This is a genomic window from Paenibacillus sp. J22R67 (assembly GCF_059692175.1).
Genome location: NZ_JCAUAX010000001.1, coordinates 196575 through 213445, shown reverse-complemented (window position 1 = coordinate 213445; position 16871 = coordinate 196575). Strand labels below are relative to the sequence as shown.

The 16871-nt window shown below is 44.0% G+C and carries 16 protein-coding genes; 12 read left to right on the top strand and 4 right to left on the bottom strand.

Features of this window, described 5'->3' with window-relative positions; translation table 11 throughout:
- Nucleotides 1–52 precede the first annotated feature (52 nt).
- On the top strand, nt 53–1747 hold the full coding sequence (locus tag AC58VC_RS01100) for a M3 family oligoendopeptidase (protein WP_497367043.1): 1695 nt from the start codon (nt 53–55) through the stop codon (nt 1745–1747).
- On the opposite strand, the gene AC58VC_RS01095 is transcribed toward AC58VC_RS01100, so the two are convergent.
- Nucleotides 1744–2676 (bottom strand): zinc dependent phospholipase C family protein, encoded by a 933-nt coding sequence (locus tag AC58VC_RS01095; protein ID WP_497367042.1) that lies wholly within the window; start codon nt 2674–2676, stop codon nt 1744–1746. The genes AC58VC_RS01100 and AC58VC_RS01095 overlap by 4 nt on opposite strands.
- A gap of 203 nt (nt 2677–2879) precedes the next feature.
- Here AC58VC_RS01095 and AC58VC_RS01090 point away from each other — a divergent pair, with 203 nt between their 5' ends.
- Nucleotides 2880–5126 carry a PAS domain S-box protein gene (locus AC58VC_RS01090; RefSeq protein WP_497367041.1) on the top strand — a complete coding sequence of 749 codons (2247 nt, stop codon included), beginning with the start codon at nt 2880–2882 and terminating at the stop codon, nt 5124–5126.
- A 57-nt stretch (nt 5127–5183) separates the two neighbouring features.
- Here the strand turns inward: AC58VC_RS01090 and AC58VC_RS01085 are convergent, their stop codons facing one another.
- A complete protein-coding gene (locus AC58VC_RS01085; RefSeq protein ID WP_161411863.1) occupies nt 5184–5414 on the bottom strand; it encodes a hypothetical protein in 231 nt (76 codons plus the stop codon).
- A 261-nt stretch (nt 5415–5675) separates the two neighbouring features.
- On the opposite strand from AC58VC_RS01085, the gene AC58VC_RS01080 reads away from it, so the two are divergent.
- From AC58VC_RS01080 to AC58VC_RS01065, 4 genes are all read left to right on the top strand, one after another.
- Entirely contained in the window at nt 5676–6332 is a 657-nt protein-coding gene (locus AC58VC_RS01080; RefSeq protein ID WP_161411862.1) for a deoxynucleoside kinase, read from the top strand.
- A gap of 447 nt (nt 6333–6779) precedes the next feature.
- On the top strand, nt 6780–7982 hold the full coding sequence (locus AC58VC_RS01075) for an FAD-dependent monooxygenase (RefSeq protein ID WP_497367040.1): 1203 nt from the start codon (nt 6780–6782) through the stop codon (nt 7980–7982).
- Between the two features lie 66 nt (nt 7983–8048).
- A complete protein-coding gene (locus tag AC58VC_RS01070) occupies nt 8049–9029 on the top strand; it encodes an NAD-dependent epimerase/dehydratase family protein (protein ID WP_497367039.1) in 981 nt (326 codons plus the stop codon).
- 79 nt (nt 9030–9108) lie between these two features.
- Entirely contained in the window at nt 9109–9417 is a 309-nt protein-coding gene (locus AC58VC_RS01065; protein WP_477501653.1) for a DUF4870 domain-containing protein, read from the top strand.
- Nucleotides 9418–9475: 58 nt separating this feature from the next.
- Here AC58VC_RS01065 and AC58VC_RS01060 read toward each other — a convergent pair whose 3' ends face one another.
- On the bottom strand, nt 9476–10228 hold the full coding sequence (locus AC58VC_RS01060) for an MBL fold metallo-hydrolase (protein ID WP_497367038.1): 753 nt from the start codon (nt 10226–10228) through the stop codon (nt 9476–9478).
- 244 nt (nt 10229–10472) lie between these two features.
- Here AC58VC_RS01060 and AC58VC_RS01055 point away from each other — a divergent pair, with 244 nt between their 5' ends.
- The 5 genes from AC58VC_RS01055 (at nt 10473) to cyoD (ending at nt 14954) form a co-directional block, all read left to right on the top strand.
- Nucleotides 10473–10730 carry a hypothetical protein gene (locus tag AC58VC_RS01055; protein ID WP_497367037.1) on the top strand — a complete coding sequence of 86 codons (258 nt, stop codon included), beginning with the start codon at nt 10473–10475 and terminating at the stop codon, nt 10728–10730.
- 275 nt (nt 10731–11005) lie between these two features.
- Nucleotides 11006–11989 carry a ubiquinol oxidase subunit II gene (cyoA, locus tag AC58VC_RS01050; protein ID WP_497367036.1) on the top strand — a complete coding sequence of 328 codons (984 nt, stop codon included), beginning with the start codon at nt 11006–11008 and terminating at the stop codon, nt 11987–11989.
- Nucleotides 11990–12023: 34 nt separating this feature from the next.
- Nucleotides 12024–14009, top strand: a complete 1986-nt coding sequence (locus tag AC58VC_RS01045) for a cbb3-type cytochrome c oxidase subunit I (protein WP_497367035.1) — start codon at nt 12024–12026, stop codon at nt 14007–14009.
- The gene (cyoC, locus tag AC58VC_RS01040) at nt 14009–14626 is read left to right on the top strand and encodes a cytochrome o ubiquinol oxidase subunit III (protein WP_497367034.1); all 618 of its coding nucleotides are present in this window, start codon (nt 14009–14011) and stop codon (nt 14624–14626) included. The genes AC58VC_RS01045 and cyoC overlap by 1 nt, the downstream gene beginning before the upstream one ends.
- 1 nt (nt 14627) lies before the next feature.
- Nucleotides 14628–14954, top strand: a complete 327-nt coding sequence (cyoD, locus tag AC58VC_RS01035) for a cytochrome o ubiquinol oxidase subunit IV (protein ID WP_497367033.1) — start codon at nt 14628–14630, stop codon at nt 14952–14954.
- 72 nt (nt 14955–15026) lie between these two features.
- On the opposite strand, the gene AC58VC_RS01030 is transcribed toward cyoD, so the two are convergent.
- On the bottom strand, nt 15027–15161 hold the full coding sequence (locus AC58VC_RS01030) for a hypothetical protein (RefSeq protein WP_497367032.1): 135 nt from the start codon (nt 15159–15161) through the stop codon (nt 15027–15029).
- Nucleotides 15162–15339: 178 nt separating this feature from the next.
- On the opposite strand from AC58VC_RS01030, the gene AC58VC_RS01025 reads away from it, so the two are divergent.
- Complete coding sequence (locus tag AC58VC_RS01025; protein ID WP_497367031.1) at nt 15340–16821, top strand: L,D-transpeptidase family protein; 1482 nt, start codon at nt 15340–15342, stop codon at nt 16819–16821.
- Nucleotides 16822–16871: the final 50 nt, after the last annotated feature.

Genomic DNA, 16871 nt, shown 5'->3' with positions numbered 1-16871 from the left:
ATAATGAAGATAAGGCCGTTATTTTGAAAAAAAATGCGAGGGAGAGAAGTCAATGAAATTCCAAGACTTTACGTATGTAAGACCTGAATTTAGCACATTTGAAGCGGCGTTTAAAGAGCTATTAGAACAGTTTAAGCAAGCAGCTTCCTTTGGAGAGCAGGATCAAGCAATGGAAGCCATCGTAAAGCTTCGAAGTGAGCAAGAATCTATGGAATCTATTGCGCGAATTCGGCACAGTGTGGATACGACGGATGAATTTTATAAAGCAGAGCAAGAGTATTTTGATGAAATTGAACCTCTATACCAAGGCTCGATCACAGAATTCTACAAAGCGCTGATCGGTTCCGCCTATCGTGATGAGCTGGAAGCCAAATGGGGCAAGCAATTGTTCAGAATTGCTTCACTATCACTCAAGACTTTCTCACCTGAAATCGTTGAAGATCTCGTCCAGGAAAACAAGCTGGCTAGCGAGTACTCAAAGCTGCTTGCTTCGGCTAAGCTGGTTTATGCAGGGGAAGAGCGAAATCTATCACAGCTAATCCCTTTTCAATTATCAACAGACCGAAATGTTCGCAAAGAATCGAATGATGTAAAATATAACTTTTTTATCGAAAACGAAGCGAAATTGGACGAACTTTATGATCAACTTGTGAAGGTCCGTACAGCTATTGCTAAGAAGCTTGGTTACAGCAATTTTGTGGAATTAGCTTATGCGCGTTTGAACCGCTCCGATTATAATGCCAAAGATGTGGAAGCGTTCCGCAATCAAGTATTGGAGCACATTGTGCCTGCTGCTACGAAATTGAAGGAACGGCAGAAGGCTAGAATTGGCGTAGACGCTCTTCATTATTTCGATGATAAGTTCGGCTTCCCATCTGGAAATGCGACACCCAAAGGTAATAGCGATTGGATTGTCGAGCAAGCACGGAAGATGTATGCGGAGCTTTCGCCGGAAACAAATGAATTTTTTACGTTTATGATCGAAAATGGCTTAATGGATCTGGTGGCTAAGAAGGGGAAACGCGTTGGAGGCTACTGCTCTTATATTAGTACATACCAAGCACCATTCATTTTCTCTAACTTTAACGGTACTGCTGGAGACATTGATGTCTTAACACATGAAGTTGGCCATGCCTTCCAAGGTTATAGCTCTAGAGAATTCCAAGTACCTGAATATGTTTTCCCTACCCTGGAGGCTTGTGAAATCCATTCTATGAGCATGGAGTTCTTGGCTTGGCCTTGGATGTCACTATTTTTCGAGGAAGAAACAGATAAGTATAAATTTAAACATTTGAGTGAATCCCTCTTGTTTATTCCATATGGCGTAGCTGTCGATGAATTCCAACATCGGATCTACGAGCAGCCGGAGCTGACACCTGCCCAGCGTAAACTCGTTTGGCGCGAGATTGAGCGGAAATATTTGCCGCATCGGGTTTATGAGGATAACGACTTTTTGGAAAGAGGAGGCTTCTGGCAACAGCAACCGCACATTTACAAAAGCCCGTTCTACTACATCGACTACACACTTGCGCAAGTATGTGCGTTTCAGTTCTGGAAACGGGCTAATGAAAATCCGGAGCTTGCCTGGGAAGATTATTTGCGACTTTGCCAGCAAGGTGGGAGCCAAAGTTTCACGGAACTTGTTCAAGTTGCTAACTTGATCTCGCCTTTCCAAGATGGCTGCGTAGCTTCTGTAATCGGCCAAATCGAGAATTGGTTGGATCAAGTCGACGACGCGAACCTTTAAAGCATGGGCTTCACATGTGTGATTTCCAAACCGCTGTCACAATCTTTCCCCGTCTCGTAAGAGCGATTGCCTAGAACGGCAGTAAAGGCCTGTAGGTCGGCAGACGAACCTCGAAGCAAAATTTGAATTGCCGCTTGAAGGACGATTTCACCGTCTGCCAAAGCGATATTCCATAAGTCCCAGACGCTATGCGTATAGGTCTCTTCAAGCGATGTCGGACAGTTCCAAATGGTGTGGGCTTCGTTAAGATAGTCGAGCGGAGCCACACGCTTTTTATAAACCAGCGGCGCAATTTTACCAAAGGTTAATACCCTCTTGATTCCTTTAGGATCATGGAAAAGTCGCTGCGCCTTCATCATATCGAAATAAGCGTCGTTCCAATCTTTCTCCGTAATGTTCGTAGCAATGTCCGGGTAGTTGTTTGCCGTTGCTTGGGTAAGAGCAGGTACAACGCCAAGCGGCAGCTTTTCACCCACATAAATTTCTTTCCAAACTGGTGTTTTCCATGTCTGAATTCCACGTTTACGCTTTACGATAAGGGTATCCATAATAATTTCAAATCGTTGATGGTCCCATTTTTTGAAACCTGATTTATAGAAAACATATGGATGCATGTTGCGATCTAAAATATGATGCGTAATAAATCCAAGTACATAAACAACAGCTGGATTATACAGTCCACGGCCTTGTACCTGACGAAGCATATCCTCGAGAAATGGACCGCAATTTTTCGTATGCATAAGACTTCCTAATTGATTTAGCGTTTTATCTTTTTTCCAAGGCAGGAAATGATGATAGAACAAGAAATCCGGTCCTTGACAGCCAAGGGAGAAAACTTGTCGCATTTGTCTGTCATTCAGCATTTGGTCATGCCCCATTTGCGCTATCAATTCTTGGCCGAATATGAGATGAGTCCAGATGTTTGGCAAGCTGTGAATCCTCCTTCGTACAACCCGTTAAAATATAGTGAGCCCCCTTACATTTTAACATAACAATTGCGCTCAAGGTCACAAATCGCGAACTATTTATGTTCCAACAGCTACTAAAGAAGGAATAATATGCAAGTTGTCGAATTCAAAAAACGATCGGTACTGGAAGCCATCCAATGCATATCTATGATAGGAGAAAACGTATGAATAGGGTCAATAATCCGCAGGATCGTTCAAACCATGCAGATCCTGACAATATTCAGGGTTTGCTTTCGAGCACAGAGCCGTCTTTTGCCGCAGTCTTCGAATTCACCACGATGGGAATCGCCATTATTTCGCTGAACGGGTTATGGTTAAGAGTGAATAATAGCTTATGCACTTTAACTGGATACGCGGAGGAAGAGCTTGTTAACAGGGAATTACATGCGATTTTTTCACCGGATGAATCCGAAGAATTAGATGCTTATTTCCAACAAATGGTTTCTGGAGATACAAGCTTCTATCAACTTGAGAAAAAATTGATTCGCAAAGATGGTAGCATCGCCTGGGTAGAATTCAGGATTTCTTTAATGAGAGATTCACAGGATGAACCGTTTTACTATATGTCTCAAATCAGTTATCTTTCACAGAAAACGGAAATGGAACGGAAGCTTGCGGAGAGTGAACAGCGGTACAAATCATTAATCGAGCATAATCCTGCTGGCATTCTTACCTGTGATCTAAAGGGGACGATTAAAAGTCTGAACCCTGCTATGGAAAGGATTTTAGGATATACAGAAGGAGAAGTAGTCGGTCAATCCATTAACCGCCTCTGGAAGCAGGAACATCAGGGAGATAATTGCATCAATAGTATCGTCTCAAAGTCAGATAACTATATGCTTCGAGTTAAGCATAAGAGCGGTGAGCAGATAGAGTTAGGCTTGAAGAACGTGCCCATTATCGTTGATGGCATGAATGAAGGCATTTATGTGATTGCCAGAGACATTACGCAGCATAACAAAGATCGCGAATCACTCAGAGTAGCTCAGCAGGATCTGCACGATACTGTACGCAGACAGCAAGGCATGACGATGAAGTTCAGGCAAATGCAAGGGAAATTCATTCACACGTTATGCGACGGCGAACTTCTCTATCGACTGGGATTTCAACCTTCGAATATTCTTGGCAATCATCTCTACGAAATTTGGCCTTATTCTATGGCTGTTAATATGGATTCGTTTTACCGCAGGGCGTGGAATGGTGAAGAAAATGTCATGTATGAAGCGACCTTTCGAGGGATTACTTACTTAACTTCCTTGCGCCCGATTATTGAAAATGGCCGCGTGGTCGAAGTTATCGGATCCTGCGTGGATATTACAGAACGAAAACGAATGGAAACAGAGCTTAGGGAAACGAAAGATCTTCTTGAATCGTTCATCAGCAATACAACAGATGCCATTTGTGTACTTGATTTAAGGGCGAGAGTTATTTCGGTCAATGGGGCTTACGAGCAAATATTTGGCTGGCATCAAGACGAATTATTGAATAAGCCGCTGCCGATTTATCCTGATTTCTTGGAGGAACAACGCAAAGAAATCTACGATATGCTGAAGGCTGGCAACCAGATTTCAGGGCTTGAGACCGTCCGACTGCGGAAGGATGGGCAACTTGTACATGTGAGCGTGACGAAAACGCCAATCAAAAATGAGAAAGGCGAAATCATTGGCTTTGCCGGCATCTCACGGGACATCACAGAACGGAATCGAACGGAGGAATTGTTACGTAAATCAGATAAGTTATCTGTCGCGGGACAGTTAGCCGCAGGGTTAGCGCACGAAATCAGAAACCCCCTTACTTCACTACGCGGCTTCTTGCAGCTGCTGCAGAATGATGTAAAGGGGAAACAGCACTATTTTGACATTATGCTCTCCGAATTAGATCGGATCAACTTTATTGTCAGTGAATTTCTTGTGATTGCTAAGCCGGAGGCGATTCATTACAAAAAAAGCGATTTGAAGGATATCCTTCAATCCGTTACTGCACTGCTCGAAACGCAAGCGGTATTATGCGATGTGGAGCTTGTTTTAGAATTTGAAACGGAACGTACAGAACTCGTTTGTTCGGAAATGCACTTGAAGCAATTGTTTATTAATTTGGTCAAAAATGCGATGGAAGCCATTGAGAAGAATGGCCAAATCAAACTGACAGTGTCCATGCAAGGAAATGATGTGATAAGGGTTCGGACAGAAGATAACGGCTGCGGTATTCCGGAAGATCGATTAAAGCAATTAGGGGAGCCTTTCTATACCACTAAGGAGAAGGGGACAGGTCTCGGGTTGATGATGTGTTTCAAAATTGTCGAGGCGCATAAAGGGACAATGACCATCCAGAGCCTTTTAGGAGAAGGAACGGCCATTGATGTGTGTTTACCTACGATAACAATTGGACATAACACCAAGGAATGGAACTGAGTTCGCGTGAAAAAACCGTCTTTCCACTTATGGAAAATGGCGGTTTTTTTTCATTAGTTAGAAACTGATGCTGAATTCATTGGATTCACGGGAATACCATTTCGAAATAGACGCGTCCTGTTCATTTTGGATTCGCACTTCATCAGGCGTATATTTGACAATAATTCCTGAGCTGACTTGATAATAAACGCCTAAGGGATCTAACGACCAAACATAGACAGGTGTTTTGGTCAAGGCTGCAATGAATATCTCTATATCTGTATCCAGTAGTTTGGTTCCGTAAATCATCGACACACCTCTGTCTTATTATTTTATGAACTTGCACTTATTATTAGTGACAGTATGAACAAATAAACAATCACGGAAACATAGGAACATTTTTTGTGGTGTTTCCAAATTAGACGAAGTACAATCAAAGTTGTGTATTTTGGTGAAAAATAAAGGCAAAAAAATAATGTTTGCAGGACTATAAATTCCTTGTATAATAGGTAAGCTTTGCGAAAATTGACAGTAGGTAAATTATGATTGGGTAGAAGGAGAAAGGGGTCAATGGCTGTGATTGTGGTTGGGGGAATGATCGGTCTCGGTAAAACATCAGTATCTACTTTGCTAGGAAAAGAACTGAATTCAAGTGTTTTCTATGAAAGTGTCGATGATAATCCGATTTTACCGCTGTTTTACACGTCATCTCCGGAAGAGATTGAGAAGAAGCGTTATCCGTTTCTGCTTCAGCTGCACTTCCTGAATACAAGATTTAAGGCGATTAAACAAGCGCTGGTACATAATCGAAATGTACTTGATAGAAGCATTTATGAGGATTGGTACTTTGCAAAAGTTAATAGGGAGCTTGGGCGAATCTCTCAACTAGAATTTGATGTGTACGAAGGGCTTGCTGACAATATGATGTCTGAGCTTGCTGAACTTCCGAAAAAAGCGCCAGATTTGATGGTATATCTCAAAGCTTCCTTTGATACGGTGATGCATCGTATCGGCTTAAGAGGACGCAGCTTCGAGCAAGATCAATCTTTGGTTGATTACTACCGACAGCTCTGGTCGGGGTATGATGATTGGGTGATGAATCATTATCATGCATCTGAAGTGTTGATTGTGGATATGGACAAGGTTGATGTTGTGAACCGTCCGGAAGATGCGCGAGAACTAGTGGATCAAGTACGAGCTAAACTTTCCGAATTAGCGATTGTTTAATAATGAAGACCCCCTCTAATCAGAGGGGGTCTTTCGAATTATATACAGGGTTGAAAAGTTTAAAAAAGTTAGCATATTGCCCTGTGCAGTTGCATATACATATCGAATATTGACGGTGTCCCGCTTTATTTGTCGGAAAATACAAGAAGGCTGCGCAAAAAATTCATAAAGGATCGGTGATGAATTTGTTATTTATCGTATGTTACAACGGGAAACCTATGTGCCCTCCACTGCCGAAATTGGCTGCTTCTGAAAAAATGCAAAAACTCAGCCTGTTTTTCTCCAACTTGGAACTCATTGAAGTGCAGCAAGAGAAAGTTGCTAACTGATCGTTAACTAATAATTTAGATGCTTGATAGCTATGCTCCTTACTCTTTGGATTAAGGAGTATTTGTCTTTCGCAGAATATGATAAAGTAGATGGAAATGACTGGATTTGAGAGGGGGCATGGAATCTATTGCACCTAGGAAAAAAGCTATTATCATTGGGGCAGGCATTGGCGGCCTAAGCACAGCCTTGTTTTTGCAAAAAATCGGCTGGGAAACAGTCATTTATGAGAAAAAGGAGACGCGCGCTGAATTCGGAGCAGGGATTGTCATGGCCGCGAATGCACTACATGTCTTATCTGATCTTGGAGTCGCCGAAAAGGTGAAGCACGCAGGCGCGAAAGTTGGTCAGGCGGACATCCGCTCTTGGGATGGCAGAGCCATCACGGCGGTTCCAGTAGCCAAACAAGCAGCTCTTTATGGAACCTATAGCTATCTTATTCATCGTGCAAAGCTGCAAGCAATTTTGGTTGAGCATCTGAGTGATGAAACCATGTTGCATGATCGAAAAAAGTTGATTTCTTTTAACCAACTTGATGATGGGGTTATCGTTCGTTTTGAGGATGGTACGGAAGACAGCGGGGATATTTTGATCGGTTCGGATGGGTTGCACTCTGATGTGGCTAAGCTATTGTTGGAGCCTGGTCCGCTGCAGTATTCTGGATTTACGGCTTTTCGAGGCGTAGCTGCCTATGTTGACCCTGCGTACACGCTAGAGAATGGCGGAGGTTTTGAAGCTTGGGGCAGAGGACGGCGATTTGGATTCTCACAGCTAGGCGAGGGTCAAATTTATTGGTTTGTTGCGATCAATGCCTCTGAAGGACAAGAGGTACGGAGAAAGAAAGAGCATGTCCTTCAGCACTTACAAGGTTGGCATGATCCAATTGAGCAGGTGGTGCAGGAGACAGACGAACAGGCGATTCTCAAACATGATATTTATGATCGAAAGCCGCTTCATTCTTGGAGCAAGGGCAGAGTGGTATTGCTTGGTGATGCGGCGCACCCGATGCTGCCGAATTTGGGACAAGGTGGAGCGCAAGCGATGGAGGATGCCTATGTACTCGCAAGGTGTCTAAAGGAAGTCGCGGAGGTTTCATCAACTAGTATCAAAAGTGCTTTCGAGTCCTACGAAGCGATTCGAATCCCTCGAGCTAATCGTGTTGTGCGGCAGTCGAGACGCATGGCTCGAATGGTGCAAATGAATAACTCGGTGACGATAAAAGTACGTAATCTAGTGCTTAGCTTATTTCCTGATTCATTCAAAATAAAGCAGCTGCATTGGTTGCTTGGCTACCGCATGTCAGATTGGGACAGTAAGAAGTGATTAAAATGATACGATTAGACGTAATTTTAATTGAAGAGAACGGAGCTCAAATCTAGGAGGATATACATGAAAATACTCATTCTTGGTGGTACCAAGTTTCTTGGCAGAGCCCTTACAGAAGCGGCCGTGGCGAATGGGCATGAAGTTACTTTGTTTCATCGCGGCTTACATGATGCTGGTGCCTTTCCACACGTTCAGCATATTAATGGTGACCGTAATGTTGATTTGAACCGCCTGCAAGGGCCTGAGTGGGACGCTGTGATTGATACCAGCGGGTACGAACCTGAGGCAGTCTCAGCGGCCGCGAAGCTGTTAAAGGATCAAGTGAAACACTACACGTTCATTTCTACGGTTTCCGTCTATGAGGATCTTAAGAAAGTAAATATTAATGAATCAGCGCCTGTCGCTAACTTGACGGAGCAGATGGATGCTGGGCAGAAATATGGGGCAAAGAAAGCTCTAAGTGAACAAGCTGTGCAGGAGGAATTCCCCAATCGGGCGCTAGTTATTCGTCCAGGTCTCATTGTTGGACCTTACGATCTATCAGATCGTTTCACGTATTGGCCTTCTCGTTTTCATCGCGGAGGCGAAGTGCTGGTGCCTTTGCCGAAAGAACGGAAGGTGCAATTTATTGATGTGCGTGACTTGTCTGCTTGGATTATTCGTTTAGTGGAGCAAGAAGTTGTAGGGACCCTACATGCGAGCGGAAGTGATTATACAATGGAAGAGGTCGCCCAAGCTTGCAAACAAGTAAATCCTCATGGAGTTACGTGTACGTGGGTGACGGAAGATTTCCTTGTGGCAAACGGGGTTGGGGAATGGATGGAACTGCCGCTTTGGATTCAAAGCGATAGTCTCGTCGGTATGTTTTCTTTAGATAATACGAAGGCATTTGCAAACGGATTGAAAACAAGACCATTGATTGAAATTGTTCAGGATACGTTGGCATGGGATCAAAGTCGATCTGCTACTACATCGCGTGCAGCCGGAATGGACCCTGTCCGTGAAGCGGAACTATTGCGGATATGGTCGAAAAATATTTTTTGAATTGTGTGAAAATCAATAGAATAGATGGAAAACTCCGAATATAATGGAATAGTATACTTTGAGAAAAGAGGTGCTGTCCATGTATGATTCCACAGATATTCAAAGTAATAAAGGAATGGCTATTATTGCGTATATCTTGTTTTTCGTTCCGCTTATTGCTGCTAAAGATTCCAAGTTTGCTATGTATCATGCGAATCAGGGGCTTACGCTATTCCTCTGCTGTGTCATCTTGAACGTGGTTTTGGGAATCATTCCGATTATCGGTTGGATTCTGCTACCGCTCGCAAACTTGGCGCTTGTCATCTTTGCCGTTCTTGGCATTGTCGCAGCCGCTCAAGGTCAGGTCAAACCGCTGCCGGTGATCGGTGCTTACACGCTATTAAAGTAGTTTGACGTACATAAGGGAAGCAGGTTGCCTCTAAGGGCAGCCTGCTTTTTTTCTTATGTCAAAGCTCAGTTGCTAGTTCAGCAATCCGAGCGTTGGGATTATGATTGAACAGCCCGCCATGATAGCAGATAACCGTTTCGATGTCATAGTGAGTGAACTTCTTTAGCGACTGCTTCGCCTGCTCATAATCTGAGCAATAAGCTGGAATAGGACCCATCAGTTGTCCTTCCGCAACAACCAAGGCATCCGCGGCAATCAACGTTTTACTTGGCATGTGATAAAAGCTGAGATGCCCCGGTGTGTGCCCAGGACTCAATATGACTTGCAGACCTCCAGAGATCGTAAGGATCTCGCCATCTACCAAGATGCCATGGACAGTTCCTTTTGGGGGATTTTCTAAATTCGTGCGAAAAGCTTTCCGCCATTCGGGCGAGACATCGGCAGGTAAACTCGCGACAGCGCGCTCAATGGCTTCCGGAGTGACTTTGATCAACATGTTCTCGCCTTCGATATAAGGTTTCTCAAGTTGACTCGCAAGTACAGTTAATTTTCCTGGCATTTCAGATAAGAAGGTAGGCAAGCTCCCGATATGATCAATGTCTTGATGAGAAATAATGATCGTTTTTAGTTGTTTAAGAGGGACATAAGCATTGTCGAATGCTTTACAAATGAGAGGGTAGTTGCCAGGGTAACCGGTATCGATTAATACCGCTCTGTCGTTATCACTCAGTAGGACAGGATGAATTACGTTTGTATGTCCCATGATGGGAACTTCCAACTCCAACATATGTATTCCGTTTGCGATTTGCATCTTAATCCCTCCAAAGTGAAAGTAAAAGAATGAACCTATCATACCTACGGAGGGTGTATAAAGTCAACTAAATATTTAATTATAACACAAAATTAATGTAATGTCAATAGTTATTTTTGTGAAAACCTAATTTATACATTTGTCCAAAATTTGATCAACGTGTGAATAAAATATGAACATTTTTTTATTTTTTGTGTTATACTAACTGTATTAGACTTTTACTTCTGAGTTTGGAGTGATGATGATGGCTGTTAAAACAGTAACGGTTAGTAATGAACGCAGTGAACGTGATGTGGTACCATTGGTGAAGTTAATGACTATCGCGGCATGGGCTTTGCTTGGCATAGGTTTAGTTTTAAGTTTACTCAGTTTGGATCATTTCAGTGATCAAAATACGACGTTAATGGTTGGAATCGGATTCATGGTAGGCAGCGTTTTCGTTTATGTGATTCGCACAGCGATTCATCTGGTCCATTCCCGTGCCGTATCGAAGACGGAATGAGAACACAAATCATGAATAAATTTAGCCTTTCAGGTGAATAACTTGAAGGGCTTTTTGATTTTCATGGATTTTCATACATTTACATAATAGTCAACAAACGTTGTGTGACATTTGTTTTACAGTAAAACGTCGATCCTTTGACGTATTTGTTAAGTCCTTCTAGTGCCCGTGTACTTTTAAATGCAATTTGTTATCTTAGTATTAGATAAAAAAGCGCATGTTAATAAATACTTAGAAACAGCACTTTGTAGATTGTGGATTAGGAGGTTAGTTGGATGAAGAAGAGAAAACTCGTACAAGCACTGCTGCCTTTGATGATGATTGCCATCGTCGTGTTATTGGCAGGCTGCAGCGATCAAGCAATGGTACTCGATCCTAAAGGGCCAATTGCTGAAACGCAAAAAGATTTGATGTACATCTCCACGGTAATGTGTTTGGTAATTCTTGTTCCGGTTTTGGCACTAACGGCATGGATTGTATGGCGGTATCGGGATCGAGAAGGAAGCAAAGCTTCTTATAAACCGAACTGGGCACACAACACAACGCTAGAAGCTGTATGGTGGTCAATACCGATTATCATGATTGCAGCACTCGCTGTAATCACCGTTAAATATACGTATGCCTTGGAGCCGTCTAAACCGATTAAGTCGGAGAAAGCTCCCGTCACCATCCAAGTGACTTCACTTGATTGGAAATGGTTGTTCACTTATCCGGAGTTAGGCATAGGAACACTTAACTATGTGCAAATTCCGGAGGATACACCGATCAAGTTTGAACTTACCTCCGACGCGCCGATGAACTCCTTCTGGGTTCCGCAGTTAGGTGGACAGATTTATACGATGTCTGGAATGGCAATGACCTTGTATTTGCAGGCCGATGAGATCGGTCATTATTTCGGAACGGGAGCTAACTTCAGCGGATCCCATTTCGCAGATATGACATTCGACGTAAATGCGACTTCCCAAGCGGATTTCGATGCCTTTGTAGCAAAAACGAAACAATCGCCAACCAAATTAACCATGGAAAGCTATGAAGAACTGGCGAAGCCTGGTCAATTGAAAGGCGTTCAGTATTTCTCCGCTATTCCAGATGGGCTTTTCCAAAAGGTTGTAACGAAATATATGAATGGTCAATCCGCTCATAGCGGTCATGGAGCTTCTGAAACTAATCATGATGCGATGAAATCTTCATCAACAGAGAAAAATGAAGCGAAAGACCATAAGCAAATGGATCATAGTCAAATGAATATGTCAAAATGATAGAACGAAGTTTTTACGAAAGGAAGTCATGCTCATGTTGGATCGTATTAAAGAGTTCGCATCAGAGTTTTTCGTAACGGGCGACCCGATTATTTTGGGCGCTCAAGTAAGTATCGGGCTCTCGATGATTGCCATGGTTTTCGTACTGAGCTATTTCAGGAAATGGGGCTGGCTCTGGCGGGAGTGGTTAACAAGTGTTGACCATAAGCGGATCGGGATCATGTATATTATTTGCTCCATCCTGATGCTTTTCCGCGGCGGTGTTGATGCGCTAATGATGCGTTTACAGCTCGCAATGCCAAATATGGAGTTTTTACAAGCCGATCATTATAACGCAATTTTCACAACGCATGGCGTTATTATGATTTTGTTTATGGCGATGCCGCTCATGTTCGGTTTATTTAATATCGTTGTTCCTCTGCAAATTGGAGCGAGGGACGTTGCCTATCCATTCTTGAATTCACTCAGCTTCTGGTTGTTCTTCTGGGGTGCGATGCTGTTCAACGTGTCGTTCGTCATTGGCGGATCGCCGGATGCAGGATGGCTTAGCTATCCGCCGCTTTCGGAGCTTTCCCATAGCCCAGGCGTCGGACAGAACTTCTATATTTGGGGGATTCAAATCTCAGGTATCGGTAGTTTGGCGACAGGGATTAACTTTATCGTAACGATTATCAAAATGCGTGCGCCAGGCATGACTCTGATGAAAATGCCGATGTTTACTTGGTCTGTATTTTCCAGCTGCGTCACGATTATCTTTGCTTTCCCAATTCTAACGGTTACATTAGCGCTGTTATTCCTGGATCGTTTCTTAGGTGCGCATTTCTTCACCTTGGATGGCGGCGGGAATCCGATGATGTATATCAACTTGATATGGATGTGGGGACATCCTGAGGTTTACATTGTCGTCCTTCCGGCATTTGGGATTTTCTCTGAAATTGTTGCCACGTTCTCTAAGAAAAAATTGTTTGGTTACAAATCCATGGTTTTCGCCATGTTCATCATTAGTTTGTTGTCCTTCTTCACATGGGCGCATCACTTCTTCACGATGGGTTCAGGCGCGGATGTGAATGCCTTCTTCGCACTCACGACGATGTTGATCGCGATTCCTACCGGGGTCAAAGTCTTTAACTGGTTATTCACCATGTTCAGAGGGAAAATTCGTTTCTCGACACCTATGATGTGGACCATTGCGTTTATACCTTGTTTCGTCGTAGGAGGAATGACAGGGGTCTTGCTTTCTGTTGCACCTGCTGATTTCCAGTTCCATAACAGCTACTTCCTGATCGCGCATTTCCATCAAGTTTTAATTGGCGGTGTAGCTTTCGGATACTTCGCAGGTCTGTACTACTGGTGGCCGAAAATGTTCGGCTTCAAGCTTAATGAGCACTTAGGCAAATGGGCTTTCTGGCTGTGGAACATTGGCTTCTATGTCTGTTTCATGCCGCAATATTTCTTAGGCTTAGACGGTATGACTCGCCGTACGTATACGTACGATTTCGATATGGGTTGGGGACCGCTTAACATGGTATCCACGATCGGTGGTTTCTTGATGGGGATCGGGTTCCTATTCCAAGTATGGCAAATTGCACACTCCATTAAGTTCAGAGAGCCGGATGTGACCGGAGATCCGTGGGACGGCCGTACGCTTGAGTGGTCTATTCCTTCACCGGCACCAATTTACAACTTTGCTGTCCTTCCAGAAGTGTCTACGATCGATGCATGGTGGGAGACGAAACAGAAGCTTAAACAAGGTAACCATGCCAAACCGGCAGCAACGGCACCAGTCGTCTATGAACCGATTCATATGCCTAAAAATTCGGCCATTCCATTCCTGAAGTCTGCGCTGTGGTTTTTCGCAGGATTTGGCTTCGTCTGGGATTGGATGTGGCTCACGATTCCAGCGCTAATCGGTGTCGGAATTTGCATGATAGCCCGTTCGTTTACTTATGACACAGACTATTATATTCCTGTTGATGAAATTAAACGGACAGAAGCCGCATTGAAAGGAGCGAAAGTCTAATGGCACATGCAGCCGCGAATGGTGGGCAGCACGCTCATGCACACGACCATGAACATGATCACGAATCGCTCAAGACCTTCGGATTCTGGATTTTTCTAATCACGGATGTCATTTTGTTCGGATCATTATTCGCCACATACATGGTTCTCCATCAGAATACGAATGGGGGACCTACACCGGAAGAACTTTTCAAAATGCCGGGTATTATCGCCGAGACCTTCATTCTGCTTACCAGCTCTTTCACAAGTGGTTTAGCAGTGCTAGGCATGAACAAGGGGAACATGAAGCAGCTGATTGGCTGGCTTATCGTTACAGTGCTTCTAGGGGCTTCCTTCGTCGGGCTTGAGGTAACGGAATTCGTTAGCATGGTTAATCACGAGGGAGCATCCATTAGTACAAGTGCTTTCTTGTCTGGTTTCTTTGCACTAGTAGGGACACACGGGCTTCACGTTTCAGTGGGGTTGATCTGGATGATCGGGTTAATTCTGCAGCTCAAACGCAGAGGTATTACAGCTGTGACAAAGCGCAAAGTGGAAATCATTTCTCTTTACTGGCATTTCCTTGATGTCGTTTGGATCTTTGTCTTTACAATCGTTTATTTGATGGGGGTGATGTAAGATGAGCCAGCACCAAACGGGTACTCATGATAACCATGCACATGGGTCGTTAAAATCTTATATCATCGGCTTCGCGCTCTCCATCATCCTAACCATCATTCCGCTGGTTGTTGTTATGAACCACATGATGAGTAAGACAGGAACACTAATTTTGATTCTCATCATGGCTGTTCTGCAGTTTGCGGTGCAATTGTTCTTCTTCATGCATGTGAAGGAAGGCGAGAATGCGCGTTGGAACATTATGACGCTGATTTTTGGTCTCATTATCCTCGTGACCATCGTTGGCGGTTCTATTTGGATCATGACTTACAACCAAGTGGCACATTAATCTAAAAGTTTAAACGAAAAGACGCTCACAACCGCAAACGCGCGGGAAGGGCGTCTTTTTCGTTTCATCAGCTTAGCATGACGATTTTTTGTTGCGCTCTTTCATTTCACGTTTATCTTGTTGGACGGCTTTTTCGCCAAATTGATCCAAGCGAGAAGGGCTGCCGGATGGTCCATTATTTTTTGGTTTGCTGTTTCTCCCACTCATCTTTATCACCTCCGAGATTCAGCTTTTGCTAAAAGGGAAGGGTTCATGCTGGTGCTTTCAGGAAGCAAGAAAAGGGTTGTCAATCGGATAGTTATCATGATACATTATGTATCAGAGATACTAATCGTATCAGTCATCCGATTGGGACAAGCCAATTTCTTGAACGGAGAGGAGCCGAATGATACGCCATACCCAGCGATTCCGTAACCATCTCGATGACAATCTCATTCATTTGCACAAGAACTTGTTCATTTCTCCGTCCGATCCCCTGTACTATGAGAAGGTCATCCGGTATCTAGATGCTACTTCACCGGAAGCTCATTATAAGATCGGGCAAAAGTTTCAAAGAAGAGGTAATTTCAAACGAGCTCTTTTTCATTACAAAGAAGTTCTTCGCACTTACCCATCTCCTTTCTATTCCGCTGCGAATCGAGCGATTCGTGACATCGAGGAGGAGAAAGCCGCAAATGCGATGAACTTGCAGCATGCTTTTCCGGAGGAAACGAAGGGCATATTGCCGCCATTTATGAAAACGATGCTTATCGTTCTACTTGTCCTTAATCTCTTATTAATTGTTTTGTTTGCAGGGAGTAATCCTCTCTACAAAACAATTTCTACGATGAAGGTGTGGGGCGCTGGTAGCGACATCACCTACGAAACGGTGGATGCCCCATTCGTGATGTATATTGCGCCTGAGACGCAGAATGAAGCGATCGAAGGAGCCTTGCACAAGCAGGCTCTGGAACTTGCTCAGGAAATGCCGAAGTCGAACATCTTGATTTACGGGGTTATTTCGCAGGATAACGCTAATCAAGGGAAAACGATGCTGCTCAGGGATGAAGAACTGACAAAGGGTGCTGTTGTCGTTACCGAGTATCATCCCGCGACAGATGAAGCTGTCAAAATCCGTTTCTTGAATACCGAATTTGGAAAGCACCAACCGCTTAGTGCGATTGGTGCTAATTTAGTTCGCACGGCACTTATGGCATACACCAAAAATAATGGGAGCCCGCCAGCCCGTCTAGACGCGCTGCTGCAGGACTATCCGAACAATTATCTCAGCTTTATTCCATTGGAAGCGACAACGGGCTCTAATGGCATTTCTGAGGCTTTCACGGGGAAAGGTGGCTGGGTTTATGCGCCAGATGCCGCGAACCCCGTGCAGATGTTCTATGCGAATTCCCCAAATGTACAGGATATCCCATACGAACCGGTTCACATTGAAATCAATAAAGAGGAACATCAACTCAAATTGGTAAGCGGAGATTATATTTTATGGGATAAAGAAATCGGCCTTGGCGCGAATGATCGTACACCGCAGGGGCAGTTCCTCGTGCAGGACCGCGTGCAGAACCCTCAGGGAAGCCGTACGCAAAGTTACGGGGAAGCAGGCTTGGGTCTGGGGGTAATAGCGCTTCACGGCACTTACGATGAGAGCTCCATCGGCTCGGACAAATCCCTTGGGTGTGTAAGATTGACGAATGGGGATGTTCAGGAGCTGTTTCCATTTGTTCCAAAGGGCGCAGAAGTGCAAATCCAGGCCACAACATGGGCGGCGGCAAGCCATGAGCAGGTGAAGAACACCAATCTGCTTATCCCTCCCGCGCGGCCGACCTTAGATGAGTCGCCAGATGACGTCATATTTCACTGGCTTGGATAAGTCATTATGCAAAACTTAATGCCATTACATAAATAAAGCAGCTGAAGCTA